This is a genomic window from Paraoerskovia marina DSM 21750, from assembly GCF_000701465.1.
Taxonomy (GTDB): domain Bacteria; phylum Actinomycetota; class Actinomycetes; order Actinomycetales; family Cellulomonadaceae; genus Paraoerskovia; species Paraoerskovia marina.
In genome coordinates, this window is sequence record NZ_JNIY01000005.1 from 202,614 (window position 1) to 220,935 (window position 18,322).

General features: G+C 70.8%; 19 protein-coding genes. 2 read left to right on the forward strand and 17 right to left on the reverse strand.

Annotation, left to right across the window (positions count from 1 at the left end):
• Positions 1-12 precede the first annotated feature (12 nt).
• From metK to Q343_RS0109995, 17 genes are all read right to left on the reverse strand, one after another.
• Complete coding sequence (gene metK, locus Q343_RS0109915) at positions 13-1,212, reverse strand: methionine adenosyltransferase (RefSeq protein WP_029253433.1); 1,200 nt, start codon at positions 1,210-1,212, stop codon at positions 13-15.
• 63 nt (positions 1,213-1,275) lie between these two features.
• Positions 1,276-2,484, reverse strand: coding sequence for a bifunctional phosphopantothenoylcysteine decarboxylase/phosphopantothenate--cysteine ligase CoaBC (gene coaBC / locus Q343_RS0109920; protein WP_029253434.1), 1,209 nt, complete (start codon positions 2,482-2,484; stop codon positions 1,276-1,278).
• Between the two features lie 6 nt (positions 2,485-2,490).
• Positions 2,491-2,769 (reverse strand): DNA-directed RNA polymerase subunit omega, encoded by a 279-nt coding sequence (rpoZ, locus tag Q343_RS0109925; RefSeq protein ID WP_029253435.1) that lies wholly within the window; start codon positions 2,767-2,769, stop codon positions 2,491-2,493.
• A gap of 79 nt (positions 2,770-2,848) precedes the next feature.
• Positions 2,849-3,481, reverse strand: coding sequence for a guanylate kinase (gene gmk, locus Q343_RS0109930; protein ID WP_081829759.1), 633 nt, complete (start codon positions 3,479-3,481; stop codon positions 2,849-2,851).
• Positions 3,474-3,785 (reverse strand): integration host factor, actinobacterial type, encoded by a 312-nt coding sequence (mihF, locus tag Q343_RS0109935; protein ID WP_029253437.1) that lies wholly within the window; start codon positions 3,783-3,785, stop codon positions 3,474-3,476. The genes gmk and mihF overlap by 8 nt, the downstream gene beginning before the upstream one ends.
• Positions 3,786-3,908: 123 nt before the next feature.
• On the reverse strand, positions 3,909-4,751 hold the full coding sequence (gene pyrF, locus Q343_RS0109940) for an orotidine-5'-phosphate decarboxylase (protein ID WP_029253438.1): 843 nt from the start codon (positions 4,749-4,751) through the stop codon (positions 3,909-3,911).
• Positions 4,748-8,065, reverse strand: coding sequence for a carbamoyl-phosphate synthase large subunit (carB, locus tag Q343_RS0109945; RefSeq protein ID WP_029253439.1), 3,318 nt, complete (start codon positions 8,063-8,065; stop codon positions 4,748-4,750). The genes pyrF and carB overlap by 4 nt, the downstream gene beginning before the upstream one ends.
• A complete protein-coding gene (carA, locus tag Q343_RS0109950; protein WP_248616806.1) occupies positions 8,049-9,266 on the reverse strand; it encodes a glutamine-hydrolyzing carbamoyl-phosphate synthase small subunit in 1,218 nt (405 codons plus the stop codon). The genes carB and carA overlap by 17 nt, the downstream gene beginning before the upstream one ends.
• A complete protein-coding gene (locus Q343_RS0109955; protein WP_052367093.1) occupies positions 9,263-9,805 on the reverse strand; it encodes a PH-like domain-containing protein in 543 nt (180 codons plus the stop codon). The genes carA and Q343_RS0109955 overlap by 4 nt, the downstream gene beginning before the upstream one ends.
• Positions 9,802-11,121 (reverse strand): dihydroorotase, encoded by a 1,320-nt coding sequence (locus tag Q343_RS0109960; protein WP_029253442.1) that lies wholly within the window; start codon positions 11,119-11,121, stop codon positions 9,802-9,804. The genes Q343_RS0109955 and Q343_RS0109960 overlap by 4 nt, the downstream gene beginning before the upstream one ends.
• On the reverse strand, positions 11,121-12,134 hold the full coding sequence (locus tag Q343_RS0109965; RefSeq protein WP_029253443.1) for an aspartate carbamoyltransferase catalytic subunit: 1,014 nt from the start codon (positions 12,132-12,134) through the stop codon (positions 11,121-11,123). Before Q343_RS0109965 ends, Q343_RS0109960 begins: the two co-directional genes overlap by 1 nt.
• The gene (pyrR, locus tag Q343_RS0109970) at positions 12,131-12,745 is read right to left on the reverse strand and encodes a bifunctional pyr operon transcriptional regulator/uracil phosphoribosyltransferase PyrR (RefSeq protein WP_029253444.1); all 615 of its coding nucleotides are present in this window, start codon (positions 12,743-12,745) and stop codon (positions 12,131-12,133) included. The genes Q343_RS0109965 and pyrR overlap by 4 nt, the downstream gene beginning before the upstream one ends.
• Before the next feature lie 183 nt (positions 12,746-12,928).
• Entirely contained in the window at positions 12,929-13,345 is a 417-nt protein-coding gene (nusB, locus tag Q343_RS0109975) for a transcription antitermination factor NusB (protein WP_029253445.1), read from the reverse strand.
• Position 13,346: 1 nt separating this feature from the next.
• Positions 13,347-13,910: an elongation factor P gene (gene efp, locus Q343_RS0109980; RefSeq protein ID WP_029253446.1), complete on the reverse strand. Its 564-nt coding sequence runs from the start codon at positions 13,908-13,910 to the stop codon at positions 13,347-13,349.
• Between the two features lie 70 nt (positions 13,911-13,980).
• A complete protein-coding gene (locus tag Q343_RS0109985) occupies positions 13,981-14,379 on the reverse strand; it encodes a hypothetical protein (protein WP_029253447.1) in 399 nt (132 codons plus the stop codon).
• Positions 14,376-14,975 carry a helix-turn-helix domain-containing protein gene (locus Q343_RS0109990; RefSeq protein WP_029253448.1) on the reverse strand — a complete coding sequence of 200 codons (600 nt, stop codon included), beginning with the start codon at positions 14,973-14,975 and terminating at the stop codon, positions 14,376-14,378. The genes Q343_RS0109985 and Q343_RS0109990 overlap by 4 nt, the downstream gene beginning before the upstream one ends.
• A 60-nt stretch (positions 14,976-15,035) precedes the next feature.
• The gene (locus tag Q343_RS0109995) at positions 15,036-15,494 is read right to left on the reverse strand and encodes a type II 3-dehydroquinate dehydratase (protein WP_029253449.1); all 459 of its coding nucleotides are present in this window, start codon (positions 15,492-15,494) and stop codon (positions 15,036-15,038) included.
• A gap of 89 nt (positions 15,495-15,583) precedes the next feature.
• Between Q343_RS0109995 and Q343_RS0110000 the strand changes: the two genes are divergently transcribed.
• On the forward strand, positions 15,584-16,960 hold the full coding sequence (locus Q343_RS0110000; protein WP_052367094.1) for an MFS transporter: 1,377 nt from the start codon (positions 15,584-15,586) through the stop codon (positions 16,958-16,960).
• A 53-nt stretch (positions 16,961-17,013) separates the two neighbouring features.
• On the forward strand, positions 17,014-18,225 hold the full coding sequence (locus Q343_RS0110005) for a Fic family protein (RefSeq protein ID WP_029253451.1): 1,212 nt from the start codon (positions 17,014-17,016) through the stop codon (positions 18,223-18,225).
• Positions 18,226-18,322: the final 97 nt, after the last annotated feature.

The following is an 18,322-nucleotide window of genomic DNA, read 5'->3' on the forward strand; positions in this document are numbered from 1 at the left end:
GTCCGGCAGACGCTAGACGGCGGCGCGAAGCGCGTCGACGCGATCCGTGCGCTCCCAGGTGAAGTCGTCGAGCTCCCGTCCGAAGTGCCCGTAGGTCGCCGTCTGCGAATAGATCGGACGGAGCAGGTCCAGGTCGCGGACGATCGCCGCCGGCCGCAGGTCGAAGACCTCGCGGATCGCTGCGGCGATGCGGGCCGTCGGGACCGTCTCGGTGCCGAACGTCTCGACATAGAGGCCGACCGGCTGCGCCTTGCCGATCGCGTAGGCCACCTGGACCTCGCAGCGGCGCGCCAGCCCGGCGGCGACCACGTTCTTGGCGACCCACCGCGTGGCGTAGGCGGCGGAGCGGTCGACCTTCGACGGGTCCTTGCCCGAGAAGGCCCCACCCCCGTGGCGTGCGATCCCGCCGTAGGTGTCCACGATGATCTTGCGACCCGTCAACCCCGCGTCACCCTGGGGGCCGCCGATGACGAACGTGCCCGTCGGGTTGACCAGCACGCGCATGGCGCTGATGTCGAGCTCGACGCCGAGCTCGACGACCACCGGGTCGATCACGTGCGTGGAGATCTGCTCGGCGAGCCAGGACTGCGAGACGTCCGGCGCGTGCTGCGTCGAGACGACCACGGTGTCGAGGGTGACCGCCCGGTCGCCGTCGTAGCCGATCGTCACCTGCGTCTTGCCGTCGGGGCGAAGCCCTGCCACGATCCCCTCCCGGCGCACGGTGGCCAGGCGCTCGGCGAGGCGGTGCGCGAGGTAGCCGGGCAGGGGCATGAGTGTCGGGGTGTCGTCGCACGCGTAGCCGAACATCAGCCCTTGGTCCCCGGCGCCCTGCGCGTCGAGCGGGTCGAGGTCCGCGGAGTCCACCCGCTGCTCCATCGACTTGTCGACACCCTGGGCGATGTCGGGCGACTGCTGCCCGATCGACACGGACACGCCGCACGAGGAGCCGTCGAACCCGACGTCCGACGACGTGTACCCGATGCGGCGCACGACGTCCCGGACGATCTGCGGGATCTCGACGTACGCGTCCTCGGTGGTCACCTCGCCCGCGACGTGGACGAGACCGGTCGTCACCATCGTCTCGACGGCGACACGTGCGTGCGGGTCTTGGTCCAGCAGCGCGTCGAGGATGGCGTCCGAGATCTGGTCACAGACCTTGTCCGGGTGGCCTTCCGTCACTGACTCCGAGGTGAACAGGCGCAGTTCGGTCATGGGTCACACCCTACTGTCTTGAAGGCTGGTCAGAGGCATCCGCACTGCGAGATGAGACGCGCTTCACGCGGGCGGGAGCAACCCCACCACGGCATCCCAGATCCCGTCGGCCACGTCCCGCTTGGTGCCGGTCGAGTGCCCGACGACGACGCCGTCGGGGTCGACGATCGTCACGGTGTTGTCCGCGACCCCGAAGCCCCGGTGCGCACCGACCTCGTTCACCGCGAGCAGGTCCGCACCCTTGCGTCGAGCCTTGACGCGCCCGTGGTCGATCACCGAGCCGTTCTCGTCGCCGGTCTCGGCGGCGAACCCGACCACGATCTGCCCGGCGCGGGCGCGGTCGCGGGCCAGGCCCGCGAGGATGTCGGGGTTCTCCACGAGCTCGATCGCGGCCGGCGCCTGCCCCGCGACCTTCTTGATCTTCGTCTCGGGGGTCCGGGCGGGCCGGAAGTCGGCGACGGCGGCCGCCATCACCACGACGTCGGCGTCGCGTGCAGCGTCCCGGACGGCGGTCTCGAGCTCGAGCGCCGACCCGACGCGCACGATCTGCCGGACGTCCGACGGATGCACCGGCACCTCGACGTTGGCGGCGACCAGCGTGACGACGGCACCACGGGCCGTCGCAGCCCGGGCGAGCTCGACACCTTGGCGTCCGCTCGACCGGTTTCCGAGGAACCGGACCGGGTCGATCGGCTCGCGAGTGCCTCCGGCCGAGACCACGACCTGTCGACCGGCGAGATCGCCGGAGGCGCGAACCGCCGACAGCGCGGCCGTGAGGATCTCCTCCGGCTCCGGCAGCCTGCCCGGCCCGGTGTCCGTACCCGTCAGGCGCCCCGAGGCCGGCTCGACCACGGTGACACCCCGGGAACGGAGCGTCTCGACGTTCGCGACGGTCGCCGGGTGCTCCCACATCTCGGTGTGCATCGCCGGTGCCATCACGACGGGACAGCGCGCCGTGAGCAGGGCGGACGTCAGGAGGTCGTCGGCGCGACCATGAGCTGCCCGGGCCAGGAGGTCCGCGGTGGCAGGGGCCACGACGACGAGGTCGGCCTCCTGGCCGAGGGCGACGTGCGGCACGTGCTCGACGTCCTCGAAGACGGCCGCGGTCGCGGGTTCGCCGGACAGGGCCTCCCACGTCGGTGCCCCCACGAACCGCAGAGCGGCCTCGGTGGGGATCACGCGGACGCGGTGGCCCTGTTCACGCAGAAGACGCAGCAGGAGCACGGCCTTGTAGGCCGCGATCCCTCCGCTGACGCCAAGGAGGACGCGCATCGACGATCAGGAGGCGGCGGGCTCGGGCTCCGACGGCGTGATCGTGAGCAGCCCCTGGTCGATCTCACGCATGGCGATCGAGAGCGGCTTCTCCTGGTTGCGCGTCTCGACGAGCGGGCCGACGTTCTCGAGGAGGCCCTCGTTGAGCTGCGAGTAGTACGCGTTGATCTGACGGGCACGCTTGGCCGCGTAGATGACGAGCGCGTACTTCGAGTCGGCACGCTCGAGGAGCTTGTCGATGGGCGGGTCGGTGATGCCCTCGGGGGCAGCGATGGTTCCGGACACAGTGGGCTCCGTGGGTTGGCTCGTCCTGCGGTGGTCCCGCAGCTGGCACCCGCGCTGGGCGCGGGACGTCGTCAATATTCTAGTCGCTGCTGTCCAGTCGACCGGCCGAGACGGGGTCGATCCCCATCACACGGACGAGCTCGTCCGTGGCGCGGTGAACGTCGTCGTTCACGATCACGACGTCGAACTCCGGTTCCGCAGCCAGCTCGACGCGCGCGGTCTCCAGCCGCCGTTCGCGCTCCTCCGGCCCCTCGGTCCCCCGCCCGACCAGGCGTCGTTCGAGCTCCTCCCACGACGGCGGGGCGAGGAAGACGAAGCGTGCGTCGGGCATCGACTCTCGGACCTGTCGGGCTCCCTGCAGGTCGATCTCCAGCAGCGCGCTGACCCCGTCGGCCAGTCGCTGCTCGACCGCGGCCCGGGGGGTGCCGTACCGGTTGCGCCCGTGGACCACGGCCCACTCGAGCATCTGCCCGTCGGCGACGAGTGCGTCGAACTCCTCCGGGGAGACGAAGTGGTAGTGCACCCCCTCGATCTCCCCCGGGCGGGGCGGACGCGTCGTCGTCGAGACGGACAACCAGACGTCGGGGTAGCGCTCGCGCACGTCGGCGGAGACGGTGCCCTTGCCCACGGCGGTGGGTCCGGCAAGTACGGTCAGTCGGGCAGGACGGGGTTCCGCGGGAACCCCGGTGGATGCAGCGGAAATCTCAGCCAAACCTCTCGATGAGGGCGGCGGACTGGTGCGGTCCCAGTCCCCGCACGCGACGGGTCTCGGCAATGCCGATCTCCTCCATGATCGCACGGGCCTTGACCTTGCCCACGCCTGGCAACGCCTCGAGCAGCGCCGACACCTTCAGCTTGCCGACGACGTCGTCCTTCTGGCCCAGCTCGACGACCTCTCGCAAGGAGCCCTGCGAGTACTTCAGGCGGTTCTTGATCTCGGCCCGCACACGGCGCGCCTCGGCAGCCTTCTCCAGCGCTGCCGTGCGCTGTTCGGGCGTCAGGTTCGGAAGTGCCACGCAAGTCACCTTCTCGGTCGATGCGGAGTCCCGCACATGCGGTCGGGGTCACACCCCGTGGACCGAAAGTAACGAGCACGCACAGATGTGGCAACGGCAACGCGCCGAGGACGACCACGCAGGTCAGGCCCTCAGAGCACCACGTGCCTCGTCGGCCGCCGTACGCGCCGCGTCGGGCAGGCCGTCCGGTCCGGCACCGAGCACGGCACGTGACGTCGACGCCAGCACCCGCGGGCGTGCCGCTCCGAAGACCTTCGCGAGCTCCGCCGCGCCGGCGCCCTGGGCACCGAGCCCAGGAGCGAGCAACGGACCGTTGACCGCCTCGAGATCCGTGCCCGTCTCGCGCACCGCGTCCCCGACGGTCGCCCCGACCACGAGCCCGACCGAGCCCATCGGGTCCGCACCTGCGTTGAGGACGGCCGCCTGGGCCGCGACGGACGCGGCGACGCTCGCCCCGTCGGATCCGACGGCGTGCTGGACCTCGTGCCCCTCCTTGTTGGACGTGAGGCAGAGGACGAAGATCCCCCGTCCGGTACGCGCAGCAAGCTCCGCCGCCGGGCTCAGCGAGCCGAACCCGAGGTAGGGCGAGACGGTGACCGCGTCGCCGGCCAGCGGTGAGCCGTCGGACAGGAACGCGTCGGCGTAGCCGGCCATCGTCGAGCCGATGTCGCCCCGCTTGGCGTCCACGATCGTGAGCGTGCTTGCCGCGCGAGCGGCCGAGACGACGTCCTCGAGAACCGCCATACCCGCGGCCCCGTGCCGCTCGAAGAGCGCCGACTGCGGTTTGAGGGCAGCCACCCGTCCGCCGAGCACGTCGACGACACGCAGCGCGAACTCCCGGAGCCCGCCCACGTCGTCGGGAAGACCCCACGACGCGAGGAGCCCCGGGTGCGGGTCGATCCCCACGCACAACGGACCGTGCTCGTCCATCGCGGCGGCGAGGCGCGCCCCGAACGCCGCGGTCATCGTGCGTTCGCCCGCGCGTCGTGCTCCTGAAGGCTGGACACGTCGAACGGACCCTCGAGGACCGCCTCGATGCCCTGCACGGCCGCGGCCAGCTGCTGGACGGTGGTGACGATCGTCTTGTCGGCCGCCGTCGTGGCCGCGCGGATCTCGTAGCCGTCGGCACGGGCGCCCTGACCCGACGGGCTGTTGACCACGAGGTCCACCTTGCCGTCCGTGATCAGGTCCACGATCGTGGGCTCCCCGTCCGGGCCCCGACCGTCGGAGTTCTTGCGCACCGTCGTGACGCTGATGCCGTTGCGCCGCAGGACGTTCGCGGTTCCCGTCGTCGCCAGGATGTCGAAACCGAGCTCGGCGAGCCGCTTGATCGGGAAGATGATCGCGCGCTTGTCACGGTCCGCCGTCGAGACGAAGACGGAGCCCGACGTCGGAAGACCGCCGAAGGCAGCCGCCTGGGACTTCGCGAAGGCGCGTGGGAAGTCCGCGTCGAACCCCATGACCTCGCCGGTCGAGCGCATCTCCGGGCCGAGCAGGGTGTCGACGACGGTGCCGTCGTCGGTACGGAACCGCTTGAAGGGCAGCACCGCCTCCTTGACGGCGATCGGGGCGTCGAGGTCGAGATCGCCACCGTCACCGGTCGCGGGCAGCACACCCTCGGCGCGGAGCTCGGCGATCGTCGAGCCCGTCATGATCAGCGACGCGGCCTTGGCCAGCGGGGTGCCGGTCGCCTTCGAGACGAACGGGACCGTCCGCGACGCGCGGGGGTTCGCCTCGAGGACGTAGAGCACGTCCGAGACGAGCGCGAACTGGATGTTGAGCAGACCGCGCACGCCGACGCCGGCGGCGATCGCCTCGGTCGACCGACGGATCCGTGCGATCTCGGACTCGCTGAGCGTGACCGGCGGGAGGACGCACGCCGAGTCGCCGGAGTGGATGCCGGCCTCCTCGATGTGCTCCATGACGCCGCCCAGGTACAGGTCCGTCCCGTCGTACAGCGCGTCGACGTCGATCTCCATCGCGTCGTCGAGGAAGCGGTCGATCAGCAACGGGGCGGGCAGGCCGGCGCTCGCGCGGGCGACCTCGCCGGCCGCCTCGAGCGCACGCTCGACGTAGCCGGTCAGCTGCTCGCGCGAGTAGACGATCTCCATCCCGCGACCACCGAGGACGTACGACGGGCGGACGAGCACCGGGTAACCGATCCTCTCGGCCGTCTCCTGCGCCTCGGTCAGGGACAGCGCGGTGCCGAACTGCGGTGCAGGCAGGCCCGCGGCCTCGAGGACCCGGCCGAAGGCCCCCCGGTCCTCGGCCATGTCGATGGCCTCGGGGCTCGTGCCCAGGATCGGCAGGCCGGCGTCGGCCAGTCGCTGCGCCAGGCCGAGCGGGGTCTGCCCGCCCAGCTGGACGATGATCCCCTCGACCGGGCCAGCGGCGAGCTCGGACTCGTACACCGCCAGGACGTCCTCGAACGTCAGCGGCTCGAAGTAGAGCCGGTCGGAGGTGTCGTAGTCGGTCGAGACCGTCTCCGGGTTGCAGTTCACCATCACGGTCTCGAACCGGTCCCTCAGCGCGAGGGTCGCGTGGACGCACGAGTAGTCGAACTCGATGCCCTGACCGATCCGGTTCGGGCCGGAGCCCAGGATGATCACCGCGGGGCGCTCGCGCGGCGCGACCTCGGACTCGTCGTCGTAGGTCGAGTAGAAGTACGGCGTCGCGGCGGCGAACTCGGCCGCGCACGTGTCGACGGTCTTGTACACGGGCCGGACGCCGAGCGCCTTGCGGACCTCGCGGAGGGTCGACTCCGACATGTTCCGCAGCGCGGCGATCTGCGCGTCGGAGAGTCCGTGACGCTTTGCCCGGTGCAGGAGCGTCGACGTCAGCGCGTCCGCACCGGCCACCTCGGCCGCTACCTCGTTGACGAGCTGGATCTGGTCCAGGTACCACGGGTCGATCTTCGTGGCCTCGAAGACCTGCTCCAGCGTGGCCCCGGAACGCAGCGCCTGCTGCACGCCGATGAGACGGTTCTCCGTCGGACGGGCGATCTTCACGAGCAGCGCGTCCAGGTCGGCACCGCCGAGCGGCTCTCCGTCCCAGTGGAAGACGGACCCCGACTTGTCGATCGAGCGCAACGCCTTGCCGAGCGCCTCGGTGAAGTTGCGCCCGAGCGCCATCGCCTCGCCGACCGACTTCATGGTGGTCGAGAGTGTCGGGTCGGCCGCGGGGAACTTCTCGAACGCGAACCGCGGGACCTTCACCACGACGTAGTCGAGCGTGGGCTCGAACGACGCCGGGGTGACCTGCGTGATGTCGTTCGGGATCTCGTCGAGGGTGTACCCGACGGCGAGCTTGGCGGCGATCTTCGCGATCGGGAAGCCGGTCGCCTTCGAGGCGAGGGCGGACGAGCGGGAGACGCGCGGGTTCATCTCGATGACGACCACACGACCGGTCTCGGGGTGCACGGCGTACTGGATGTTGCAGCCGCCCGTGTCGACACCGACCTCGCGGATGACGGCGATGCCGATGTCCCGGAGGTTCTGGAACTCACGGTCCGTCAGGGTCAGCGACGGGGCCACGGTGATCGAGTCACCGGTGTGCACGCCGACGGGGTCGACGTTCTCGATCGAGCAGACCACCACGACGTTGTCGTGCTTGTCGCGCATGAGCTCGAGCTCGTACTCCTTCCACCCGAGGATCGACTCCTCGAGCAGGACCTCCGTGGTCGGCGAGTAGTGCAGACCGGCACCGACGATGCGGCGCAGGTCGCGCTCGTCGTACGCGATCCCGGAACCCAGCCCGCCCATGGTGAACGACGGACGCACCACCATGGGGTATCCCAGGTCGTCGGCCGCCGCGATCGCCTCGTCGACGGTGTGGATGATGGCGCTCCGGGCGCTCTCTCCCCCGCACTTCTCGACGACGTCCTTGAACTGCTGGCGGTCCTCGCCCTTCTGGATGGCGGGGATGTTCGCACCGATGAGCTCGACGCCGTACTCGGCGAGCACGCCGGCGTTGTCCAGGTCGATCGCCGCGTTCAGCGCCGTCTGCCCGCCCAGCGTGGGCAGCAGCGCGTCCGGCCGCTCCTTCGCGATGATGGTGGTCAGGACCTCGGTCGTGATCGGCTCGACGTAGGTCGCGTCGGCGAACTCCGGGTCGGTCATGATCGTCGCCGGGTTCGAGTTCACGAGGATGACCCGGAGGCCCTCCTCCTTCAGGACGCGGCACGCCTGGGTGCCGGAGTAGTCGAACTCGCAGGCCTGGCCGATGACGATCGGGCCGGAGCCGATGACCAGGACACTCTTGAGATCAGTTCTGCGCGGCATCGGAGGCCTCCTTCTGGGTCGTCATGAGCTCGACGAAGCGGTCGAACAGGTAGGCGGCGTCGTGCGGACCCGCCGCGGCCTCCGGGTGGTACTGCACGGAGAACGCCGGGAGGTCGAGGCACTCGAGCCCCTCGACGACCTGGTCGTTCAGCCCGACGTGGGACACGACGACGCGGCCGTACCGTCCGCCGTCGTGCGGTGCGGTGGACTCACCCTCGAGCGGGGCGTCGACGGCGAAGCCGTGGTTGTGCGCCGTCACCTCGACCTTGCCCGTGCGGCGGTCCATCACCGGCTGGTTGATGCCGCGGTGGCCGTACCCGAGCTTGTACGTGCCGTACCCGAGGGCGCGGCCGAGGATCTGGTTGCCGAAGCAGATCCCGAAGTACGGGATGCGGCGGTCCAGGACCGACCGGAGCAGGTCGACCTCGACGGTCGCCGCTCCCGGGTCGCCCGGACCGTTGGAGAAGAAGACGCCGTCCGGGGCGAGGGCGACGATCTCGTCGATCGTCGTGATGCTCGGCACGACGTGGACCCGGAGCCCGCGCTCGGCGAGCCGCTGCGGCGTCATCGACTTGATGCCGAGGTCGACGGCGACGACCGTGGCGGTCGCCTCGTCGACGCCCTGCGGCTCGACCGTGTAGGCCTCGGAGACGCTGACCTCCTTCGCCAGGTCGGCCCCTGCCATGCGCGGAGCAGCCTTGACCTCGGCGACCAGGTCCGCCGTCGGGCGACGGACCCCGTCGTTCTCGAGCGACTCGCCCGAGAAGATCCCGGCCCGCATCGTGCCGAGCTCCCGCAGATGACGCGTGAGGGCGCGCGTGTCGATGTCGCTGATCCCGACGACGCCCTGCGACTCCAGGTCCTCGTCGAGGGTCCGTGTGGCGCGCCAGTTCGAGGCCCGCCGCGCGGGGTCGCGGACGACGAAGCCGCTGACCCAGATCTGCTGGGACTCGTCGTCGTCGTCGTTGACCCCCGTGTTTCCGATGTGCGGGGCGGTCATGACGACGATCTGCCGGTGGTACGACGGGTCGGTCAGCGTCTCCTGGTACCCGGTCATGCCGGTGTTGAAGACGATCTCGCCGACGGTCGTGCCGCGGGCGCCGTACGCGCGCCCGACGACGGTCCGGCCGTCCTCGAGGACGAGCACGGCCTCGTCCGTCGTGGCTGGTGCGCGCAGCGGCGCGGTGGGTGCGATGCTCACGAGGTTTCCTCCCCGTCGATGGTGGATGGGACGAGTGCGTCGATCGCGGCGATGAGCTGCTCGCGATCGCTCGTTCGTCGCACGTGCAGGCCTGTGTCCAGGGTGATGCTGTCGTTCGGTGCGGTCGCGGGCGCCTTCCAGGTGAGCACGACGATGGTGCCCGTCCCGAGCTGCTTGCCCACCATTCCGTTGGTGATGTGGACGCCCTCCAGCGCGGAGCGTCCGACGTAGAGCGGGGCGCTTCCCGACCGCTCGACGACGACGCCGTTCTCGTGGACGGTGGCCGTCCCCCGGGAGCGGTCCCCGAGGTGGTGGACACCGACCCGGGCGAGCGCCTCTCCTGCCAGGGTGGAGCTGACGTAGGTCACGTCGACGGCGCCGAGAACGATCTCGCCGAGGTCGTCGGGACGTCCCGGCAGGTCCCCGATCGTGTCGACGCCACGGCGCCGCATCCGCACGAACCCGCGGACCACCAGAGCGACGAGGACCAGACCGACGACGACCCAGATGGCGACGGCGACGGGTTGGGGCAGGTTCATGCGGTCACCTCCACCGGAGACCCGTCGAGCACCGTCGCGCGACCGCGCAGGAACGTCGCGACGACCCGCCCGGGGAGCTCCCGCCCGCGGAAGGGCGTGTTCGTGCTCGCCGTCGCCTGCTCCGCCCCGTCGACGACCCGGGTCGCCGCGGGGTCGACCAGCACGACGTTCGCCGGCTCGCCGACCGCGAGCGGTCGACCCTGCGCGCGGTCCCCGCTGTCGATCCGACCGATCCGGGCCGGTGCCGCGGAGAGCACCCGGGCGACGTCCGCCCAGTTCATGCGCCCTGTGTCGACCATCGTCGCCTGCACGACGGAGAGCGCGGTCTCGAGGCCGGTCATGCCGAAGGCGGCGGCGGCCCACTCGCAGTCCTTGTCCTCACGGGTGTGCGGGGCATGGTCGGTCGCGACGATGTCGATCGTCCCGTCGGCGAGACCCGCGCGGACGGCCTCGACGTCCTCAGCCGTCCGCAGGGGCGGGTTGACCTTGAACGTCGGGTCGTAGTCGCGCGCCAGATCGTCGGTCAGCAGGAGGTGGTGCGGCGTGACCTCGGCCGTGACGTCGACGCCGCGCTTCTTCGCCCACCGGACCAGGTCGACCGACCCTGCCGTGGAGAGGTGGCAGACGTGCAGACGGGAGCCGACGTGCTCGGCCAGCAGCACGTCGCGGGCGATGATCGCCTCCTCCGCGACCGCGGGCCAGCCGGTGAGCCCGATCTCCGCCGAGACGACACCTTCGTTCATCTGGGCGCCCTCCGTGAGGCGCGGCTCCTGGGCGTGCTGGGCGACGACACCGTCGAACGCCTTGACGTACTCCAGGGCCCGTCGCATCAGGATCGGGTCGTGCACGCACTTGCCGTCGTCGGAGAAGACGCGGACACGCGCCGCCGAGTCGGCCATGGCGCCGAGCTCCGCGAGCTGCGTCCCGTCGAGGCCGACGCTGACGGCACCCACGGGGTGGACGTCCACCCAGCCGGCGTCGCGTCCGATCCGCCAGACCTGCTCGACGACGCCTGCCGTGTCCGCGACCGGCGTCGTGTTCGCCATGGCGTGGACGGCGGTGAAGCCGCCGGCTGCCGCAGCGCGCGTTCCCGAGGCGATCGTCTCGGCGTCCTCGCGGCCCGGCTCGCGCAGGTGCGTGTGCAGGTCGACGAGTCCGGGGAGGGCGACCAGACCGGTGGCGTCGACGACGGCCGCGCCCTCGTGCGACGCGGTCCCCTCGTCGAGGATCTCGGCGATGACGCCGTCGCGCAGCACCAGGTCGACGGGGTCGCCGCCCGTCGGCCGGGCGCCGCGGAGGATGGTCGTCGTGCTCATCAGAGTGTCGTCCCTTCGGAGTTGTCCCCCGACAGGAGGAGGTAGAGAACTGCCATGCGCACGGCCACGCCGTTGCCGACCTGCTCGACGATGACCGAACGCGGCGAGTCGGCCGCCTCGGCGGAGATCTCGAGCCCCCGGTTCATCGGTCCGGGGTGCATCACGATCGCGTGCGGGGCGAGGGTCGCCAGACGGCGCGGGTCGAGCCCGTACTTGCGGGTGTACTCGAGCGGGTTGGGGAAGAACGCTCCCCCGCCGCTGCCGCTCCCGCTCATCCGCTCCCGCTGCACGCGCAGCATCATGATCGCGTCGGGCGCGACGTCCCGGAGCGTGGCGTCGAGGTCGAACGACACGTCGCACGGCCACGTCTGGACGCCGACCGGGAGGAGCGTGGGCGGGGCGACCAGGGTCACGTGCGCGCCGAGCGTGGCCAGCAGGTGAACGTTCGACCGCGCGACGCGGGAGTGCAGGACGTCACCGACGATGGCGACACGCAGCCCGGCGAGGTCCGTGCCGTCGGCCACGTCGTCGTCCGGACGTGCCGCGCCTCCCGCAAGGTACGTCGCAAGGTGGCGGCGCATCGTGAACGCGTCGAGGAGCGCCTGCGTGGGGTGCTGGTGCATGCCGTCACCCGCGTTGACGACGGCGGCGTCCAACCAGCCGGCGTTCGCCAGCAGGTGCGGAGCTCCCGAGGCCTGGTGCCGACACACCACGGCGTCGGCGCCCATCGCCTGCAGCGTCAGGGCGGTGTCCTTGAGGGACTCGCCCTTGGAGACGCTCGAGCCCTTGGCCGAGAAGTTGATCACGTCCGCCGAGAGCCGCTTCGCCGCGGTCTCGAACGAGATACGGGTCCGGGTGGAGTCCTCGTAGAAGAGGTTGACGACGGTCCGCCCCCGCAGCGTGGGGAGCTTCTTGATCTCGCGGCCCTGCGTCGCCGCCATCTGGGCGGCCGTGTCGAGGATGCGGACGGCCTCGTCGCGAGAGATGTCCTGGGTCGAGAGCAGATGTCTCATCGAGCACCCCCGGCGATGACGACGCAGTCCGCGTTGTCGCGGTCGGTCTCCGCAAGGCGCACGAGGACACGCTCGTCGGTGGCGGTCGGCAGGTTCTTGCCGACGAAGTCCGGCCGGATCGGCAGCTCGCGGTGCCCGCGGTCGACGAGGCAGGCGAGCTGCACCGCGCGGGGCCGACCTAGATCGACGATCGCGTCGAGGGCCGCGCGGATGGTCCGGCCCGAGTAGAGGACGTCGTCCACGAGGACGACGACCTTCCCGTCGATGCCGCCGGCGGGCACGTCCGTCCGCCCGATCGTCCGCGTGGGGTTGTTCCGCAGGTCGTCCCGGTACATCGTCACGTCGAGGCGGCCGACGAGGGTCGCGGGGTCTGCCTGCGGCTCGACCTCCGCGATTCGACGCGCCAGACGCTGTGCGAGCGGGACGCCGCGCGTCGGGATTCCGAGAAGAAGGACGTCGGCAGCGCCGCGGTTGCGCTCGAGGATCTCGTGGGCGATCCGGGTCAGTGCCCGGGAGATGTCGGCCTCGCCGAGGACGACCGTGCCCTCGGGGCGACCGGCGCTGCTCGGGGACGCGGGTGCGTCGTCTGCGGGCACAGGTGAGCGAGTCATTCTGGCTCCTTCCTCGCCTCACTGGACGAGTCTTAAAGGATCTCTGACACGCTCAGACTAGCGCGCCCGCCAGAGTGCTCCGCCCACGCATCCAGCATGCGGCGCGCGAGATGCGTCACAGACGGCGACGACCCCGCACCGGTCGGGGTGCGGGGTCGTCGTGGCTCGCGTGGCGAGGTCTCGTCAGGCGAGCAGCGTCGGCTTCAGCGAGAGGATCCGGCCGAGGAGTCCGTTGACGAAGTCCGGGGACTCGTCCGTGGACAGACCGCGTGTCAGGTCCACGGCCTCGTCGATGGCGACCACGTCGGGGACGTCGTCGTTGAAGAGCATCTCCCAGGTGCCGATCCGCAGCAGCGCACGGTCCACCGACGGCATCCGCTCGATCGTCCAGCCGTGCGAGTACGTCGACAGGATCTCGTCGATCCGTTCACGGTGCTCGAGCACACCCTCGACGATCTCGACGGTGTACTGCGGGAGCGCCGCCTCGGTGCCGGGCTCGACGACGCGGTCGGCGAGAAGGGTCCCCGCGTCGACCTCGCGCTGGTCGGCCTCGAAGAGCACGTCGAGGGCGCGCTTGCGCGCCTTGGTCCGGGCGCCCATGTCAGTCGTTCACGCGGCTGAGGTACGTCCCCGCACGGGTGTCGACCTTGACCTTGGTGCCCTGCTCGAGGAAGAGCGGGACCTGGATCTCGGCGCCGGTCTCGAGCGTGGCGGGCTTGGTGCCGCCCGTGGAGCGGTCCCCCTGCAGGCCGGGCTCGGTGTACGTGACCTCGAGGACCACGGAGGCGGGCAGGTCGACGTAGAGCGGGTTGCCGTCGTTCTGCGCGACGTTCACCATCATGCCCTCGAGCATGTAGTTGCTGGCGTCGCCCACGACGGTGGCCGGGACCATCAGCTGGTCGTACGTGTCCGTGTCCATGAAGACGAAGTCGTCGCCGTCCTGGTACAGGTACTGCATGTCGCGACGGTCGACGCTCGCGGTCTCGATCTTGGCACCGGCGTTGAACGTCTTGTCGACCGTCTTGCCGGACAGGACGTTCTTCATCTTGGTGCGGACGAACGCGCCACCCTTGCCCGGCTTGACGTGCTGGAACTCGATGATCGACCAGAGCTGGCCGTCGATACGCAGGACGGTGCCGTTCTTGATGTCATTGCTCGTTGCCACGGGTGAGAACTTCCTGTCGTCGTGTCGGATGGGCGCGGGGACGTGCCGCCGCGCGAAAACTCGGTCCAGTCTACGCCAGCAGCCCGATCACCCAGACTCCGAGCAGTCCCGCCAGCCCTGCCCAGCCCATCGACGCGAGCGTCCCGATCACGAACCGCTCCGACGCGACCGGCCGCTCGCGCAGCTCGGGATACCGACCGAGCCCCTTGATCGCGACGACGACGGCTATCCCCGCGGGGTAGCCGGCGAGCAGGCACCCGGTGACGGCGAGTCGCTCGAGGATCCCGATCCACGTGCCCCCGCGCAGCGCGGCGACGGCTTGTGCCCCCGCAGGCCCGTCGTCCTGCGCCGCCCCGCGGGACGCCGATCGCAGGACCCAGGGGACGATCAGGCTCCCCCCGCCGACGCTCGCGGCCAGGGCACCGGCCCCGATCACGACGGACACGATCGTCAACCAGGGTTCGCTCATCCGTCTGCCTCCTGCAGCATGCGGACCGCCACCGGGCGTGCCGCCTCGACCTCGTCGTGGAGCGCAGCGCGAAGTCGCTGGCTCATCGCCTGCTCGCTGATGCCGAGCTCGGCTGCCGCCTCCTTCTGGGTCCCCCCGACCCGCCGGAGCGCGGCGACGGCGTCGTGCCCCGCCGTCGAGCGGCGGGCCACGACCGCAGCGAGCAGCCGGAGGAAGGCCTCGGTGTCGTGCGCGCGCTCCTCGTCGGCTCCGGTCACGGCCAGCGGGACGGTCAGCCCACGGCCCTTCGCCCGGTCGACGGCGTCGCGCGCCCGGACGTAGGCGTCCCCCGTCGCCTCGCGGGTGCTGCCGGGCAGCGGCTCACGGACGGACCCGATGCCGAGACCGACGCTCCACCCGCCACGGCCCGCGATCCTCAGGACCGTCTCGACGACCGTCGCCGCGTCGACGAGCAGACCCTGGACCTCGTCGCCGACCGTCCGCTCGTACGGCAGGAGCAGCGCCGTCGGCGAGGTCTCGGTCAGCGCGTCGAGCAGCGCGGGCACCTCGTCGGACGCATGGGTGCTGCCACGCTGGTCGATCGTCAGGACGAACATGAATCCATAGTACAGACTTGATCCGCCCGGATCAAGTTCTGAACCTTGATGCTGACCGATCTAGGCATCGGCTCCGTCCCCGACCAGCTCACGCAGAGCCTCGAGAGCCAGGCGGTACGACCCGACGCCGAACCCGGCGATCGTCCCCGTCGCGACCGCGCCGACGACAGACCGGTGACGGAACTCCTCCCGTGCGTACGGGTTGGAGATGTGGACCTCGATCAGCCGCAGCCCGCCGTGGGTGACCTGCGCGGCCGCGTCCCGCAACGCATAGGAGTAGTGCGTGAACGCCGCAGGGTTGATCACCACGTGCGACCTCGTGTCGACGGCCTCGTGGAGCCATGCGACGATCTCGGCCTCGTCGTCGGTCTGGCGGACCTCGACCTCGAAGCCCAGGGCGCCACCCCACCCCGCGGCCGCCTCCACCAGACCGTCGTAGCTCGTGTGCCCGTAGACGTCGGGCTCGCGGACGCCCAGACGGGCGAGATTGGGTCCGTTGAGGACGAGGACACGTGTCATGCCCCTGAGGTTAGCGGCCACGACACCCGGCACGCCCGCGCCGTGCCGCCGGCCGCCTCGCGAACCCCCTCGACGGCTACGATCACGACATGCCCGACGACGTGACCTCCGCCACTGTGCCCGCGCCTGCGTCAGGGGGCCGCCGTCGCCAGGTCGTGGCCTGGTCCCTCTGGGACTGGGGGTCGGCCGCGTTCAACGCCGTCGTCACCACCTTCGTCTTCACCCGCTGGATCACGAGCGAGGACTTCGTCGAGCAGGGCGCGGACGCGACGGCCGTCATGGCGGAGCACTCCGCGTGGCTCGGCTGGGGACTCGCAGCGGCCGGCCTGGTGATCGCCGTCCTCGCCCCCGCGATCGGGACGCTCGCGGACGCGTCCGGACGACGCAAGCTCTGGCTCGGCATCAACTCGGCCATGGTCTTCGCCTCGATGGTCGCGATGTTCTTCGTCCGCCCCGAGCCGGGCTCGCTCTCGGACGCGGTGATCCTCGGGGTCGTCCTGCTGAGCGTCGGCAACGTGTTCTTCGAGCTCGCGTCGGTGGCCTACAACGCCCTGCTCCTGCAGATCTCGACGCCGGACACGATCGGCCGCGTGAGCGGATGGGGCTGGGGCGCGGGGTACGTGGGTGGCATCGTCCTCCTCCTCGTCCTCTTCGTCGGCTTCATCAACCCCGACGTCGGGTGGTTCGGTGTGACGGGCGAGGACGGGATGAACATCCGCGTCTCGGTGCTGATCTCGGCCTTCTGGTTCGCGCTCTTCGCCGTCCCGGTCCTCACCATGGTCCCGGAGGAGCCGCGCACGGCGGCCAGGACCTCCCTCGGCGTCGCAGACGCGTACCGCAAGCTCGGCCGCGACATCGCCGGCCTGTGGCGCACTCAGCGCTCGACGCTCTGGTACCTCGTCGCCAGCGCGATCTATCGCGACGGACTCGCCGGGGTCTTCACGTTCGGGGCCGTCATCGCCTCCGGGACCTTCGGCTTCTCCGCGAGCGAGGTCATCGTGTTCGCGATCGCGGCGAACCTCGTCGCCGGACTCTCGACCTTCGTCGGGGGTTGGCTGGACGACAAGGTCGGCCCGCGCCGCGTCGTCGTCTGGTCGCTCGTCATCCTGGTGGCCGCGGGCCTGGGCGTCTTCTTCCTGCACGACGGCGGGACGACCGTCTTCTGGGTCTGCGGACTCGTCCTCTCCGGATGCGTCGGGCCGGCACAGTCGGCCAGCCGCGCGCTCCTCGGTCGACTGGCCACCCCCGGCCACGAGGCCGAGGCGTTCGGCCTGTACGCGACGACGGGCCGCGCCGCAAGCTTCCTGGCACCCCTCGCCTTCTCCGTGGCGGTGACGCTGGGCGGTGCCCAGTACTGGGGGATCCTGGGGCTCGTCGCCGTCATCCTGCTCGGTCTCGTCGTCCTGCTCCGCGTGCGCTTCCCGGCCGGACTCGGGATCAACGGTGCCCGCGACCGGAAAGGATGACGAGCACGACGCTTATCATCCTTTAATCAACGACCGAGTGCTACGGTGACGAGATGTCATCCGCTTCGACCCCCTGGCCCGCGACCGCCGGCGAGGAGCACCGCTGGCGCTCGTCGCTGCCGCCGGAAGCGCTCTCTCGCAGTGCGGCCGAGCGTCTCCGCAGGCCGTACACCTCCGCCGTCGTACCGAGGATCGCGGACACCGACGTCCGCGTGCCGCGCGCGACCGCAGCCGCCGCCGAGGAGGCCTCGCGCCTGATCGGAGACTTCGACCAGGAGGTCGGCAGAAACGTCGCGCCGTTCGCAGCGGTGCTCCTGCGCTCGGAGTCGGCCTCGTCGTCGCAGATCGAGAACCTCACGTCGGGCGCACGTCAGATCGCGCTCGCCGAGATCGGTGAGGACGCCCGCGCGAACGCGCAGCAGATCGTCGGCAACGTCCGCGCGATGACCGCCGCCGTAAACCTGTCCGAGGGGGTCGACATCACCGGGATCCTGACGATGCACGACGCACTGATGTCCCCGGCCCCGTACGCCGGGGAGCTCCGCACGGAGCAGGTCTGGATCGGCGGCACCGCGTACTCGCCGCACGACGCCGTCTTCACACCTCCCCACCACGACCGCCTGACCGACGACCTTGCCGACCTGGTCGCGTTCGCACGACGAACCGACGTTCCGGCGCTCACGCACGCTGCGGTCGCCCACGCGCAGTTCGAGACGATCCACCCGTTCGTCGACGGCAACGGCCGGACGGGGCGAGCGCTCATCCATGCACTCCTCAGGCACCGCGGGCTGACCCGGACCGTGACCGTGCCCGTCTCCGCCGGCCTGCTCGTCGACACGGAGGGGTACTTCTCAGCGTTGACCGCCTTCCGCGCAGGAGACGCCGCACCGATCGTGGACGCGCTCTCCGCCGCAGCGGTCCTCTCCGTGTCGAACGGTCGTCGCCTCGTCGCCGATCTGCTCGACGCCCGTGCCACCTGGGCCGCGAACCTCACCGCGCGCGCAGACTCGGCCGCGTGGCCGCTCCTCGACGTCGTCCTGCGCCACCCCGTGCTCGGGACCGAGCTGGTGCGAGAGCAGCTCGGCGTCACCCAACCGAACGCCCGGCGCGCCATCGACCGGCTGGTGGACGCCGGTGCGCTCGTCGAGGTCGGCGGGCGACGGCGGTCGATCCTCTGGCAGGCACCCCAGGTCCTCACCGCCCTCGACGAGTTCGCAGCACGCGCGGGACGTCGGCGCCTCGGCTCCCCTGCCTCGGTGGACTGAGGGCTTCTTGCGCTGCGCAACCACGGTGGGTTGACCACGCTTGGCACACTATTTATGCCAGGGCCTTGTCCGCGAGCGCCCGTCAGGTCCTCGTGCG

Coding starts and splice junctions, on each gene's coding strand:
- pyrF (WP_029253438.1), bottom strand. CDS start 4,751: ATGACCGCGGCGTTCGGGGCGCGCCTCGCCGCCGCGATGGACGAGCAC.
- Q343_RS0109990 (WP_029253448.1), bottom strand. CDS start 14,975: ATGTTCGTCCTGACGATCGACCAGCGTGGCAGCACCCATGCGTCCGAC.
- Q343_RS0109985 (WP_029253447.1), bottom strand. CDS start 14,379: ATGAGCGAACCCTGGTTGACGATCGTGTCCGTCGTGATCGGGGCCGGT.
- Q343_RS0110000 (WP_052367094.1), top strand. CDS start 15,584: ATGCCCGACGACGTGACCTCCGCCACTGTGCCCGCGCCTGCGTCAGGG.
- metK (WP_029253433.1), bottom strand. CDS start 1,212: ATGACCGAACTGCGCCTGTTCACCTCGGAGTCAGTGACGGAAGGCCAC.
- Q343_RS0109995 (WP_029253449.1), bottom strand. CDS start 15,494: ATGACACGTGTCCTCGTCCTCAACGGACCCAATCTCGCCCGTCTGGGC.
- Q343_RS0109955 (WP_052367093.1), bottom strand. CDS start 9,805: ATGAACCTGCCCCAACCCGTCGCCGTCGCCATCTGGGTCGTCGTCGGT.
- nusB (WP_029253445.1), bottom strand. CDS start 13,345: ATGGGCGCCCGGACCAAGGCGCGCAAGCGCGCCCTCGACGTGCTCTTC.
- Q343_RS0109965 (WP_029253443.1), bottom strand. CDS start 12,134: ATGAGACATCTGCTCTCGACCCAGGACATCTCTCGCGACGAGGCCGTC.
- pyrR (WP_029253444.1), bottom strand. CDS start 12,745: ATGACTCGCTCACCTGTGCCCGCAGACGACGCACCCGCGTCCCCGAGC.
- Q343_RS0109960 (WP_029253442.1), bottom strand. CDS start 11,121: ATGAGCACGACGACCATCCTCCGCGGCGCCCGGCCGACGGGCGGCGAC.
- carB (WP_029253439.1), bottom strand. CDS start 8,065: ATGCCGCGCAGAACTGATCTCAAGAGTGTCCTGGTCATCGGCTCCGGC.
- coaBC (WP_029253434.1), bottom strand. CDS start 2,484: ATGCGCGTCCTCCTTGGCGTCAGCGGAGGGATCGCGGCCTACAAGGCC.
- Q343_RS0110005 (WP_029253451.1), top strand. CDS start 17,014: ATGTCATCCGCTTCGACCCCCTGGCCCGCGACCGCCGGCGAGGAGCAC.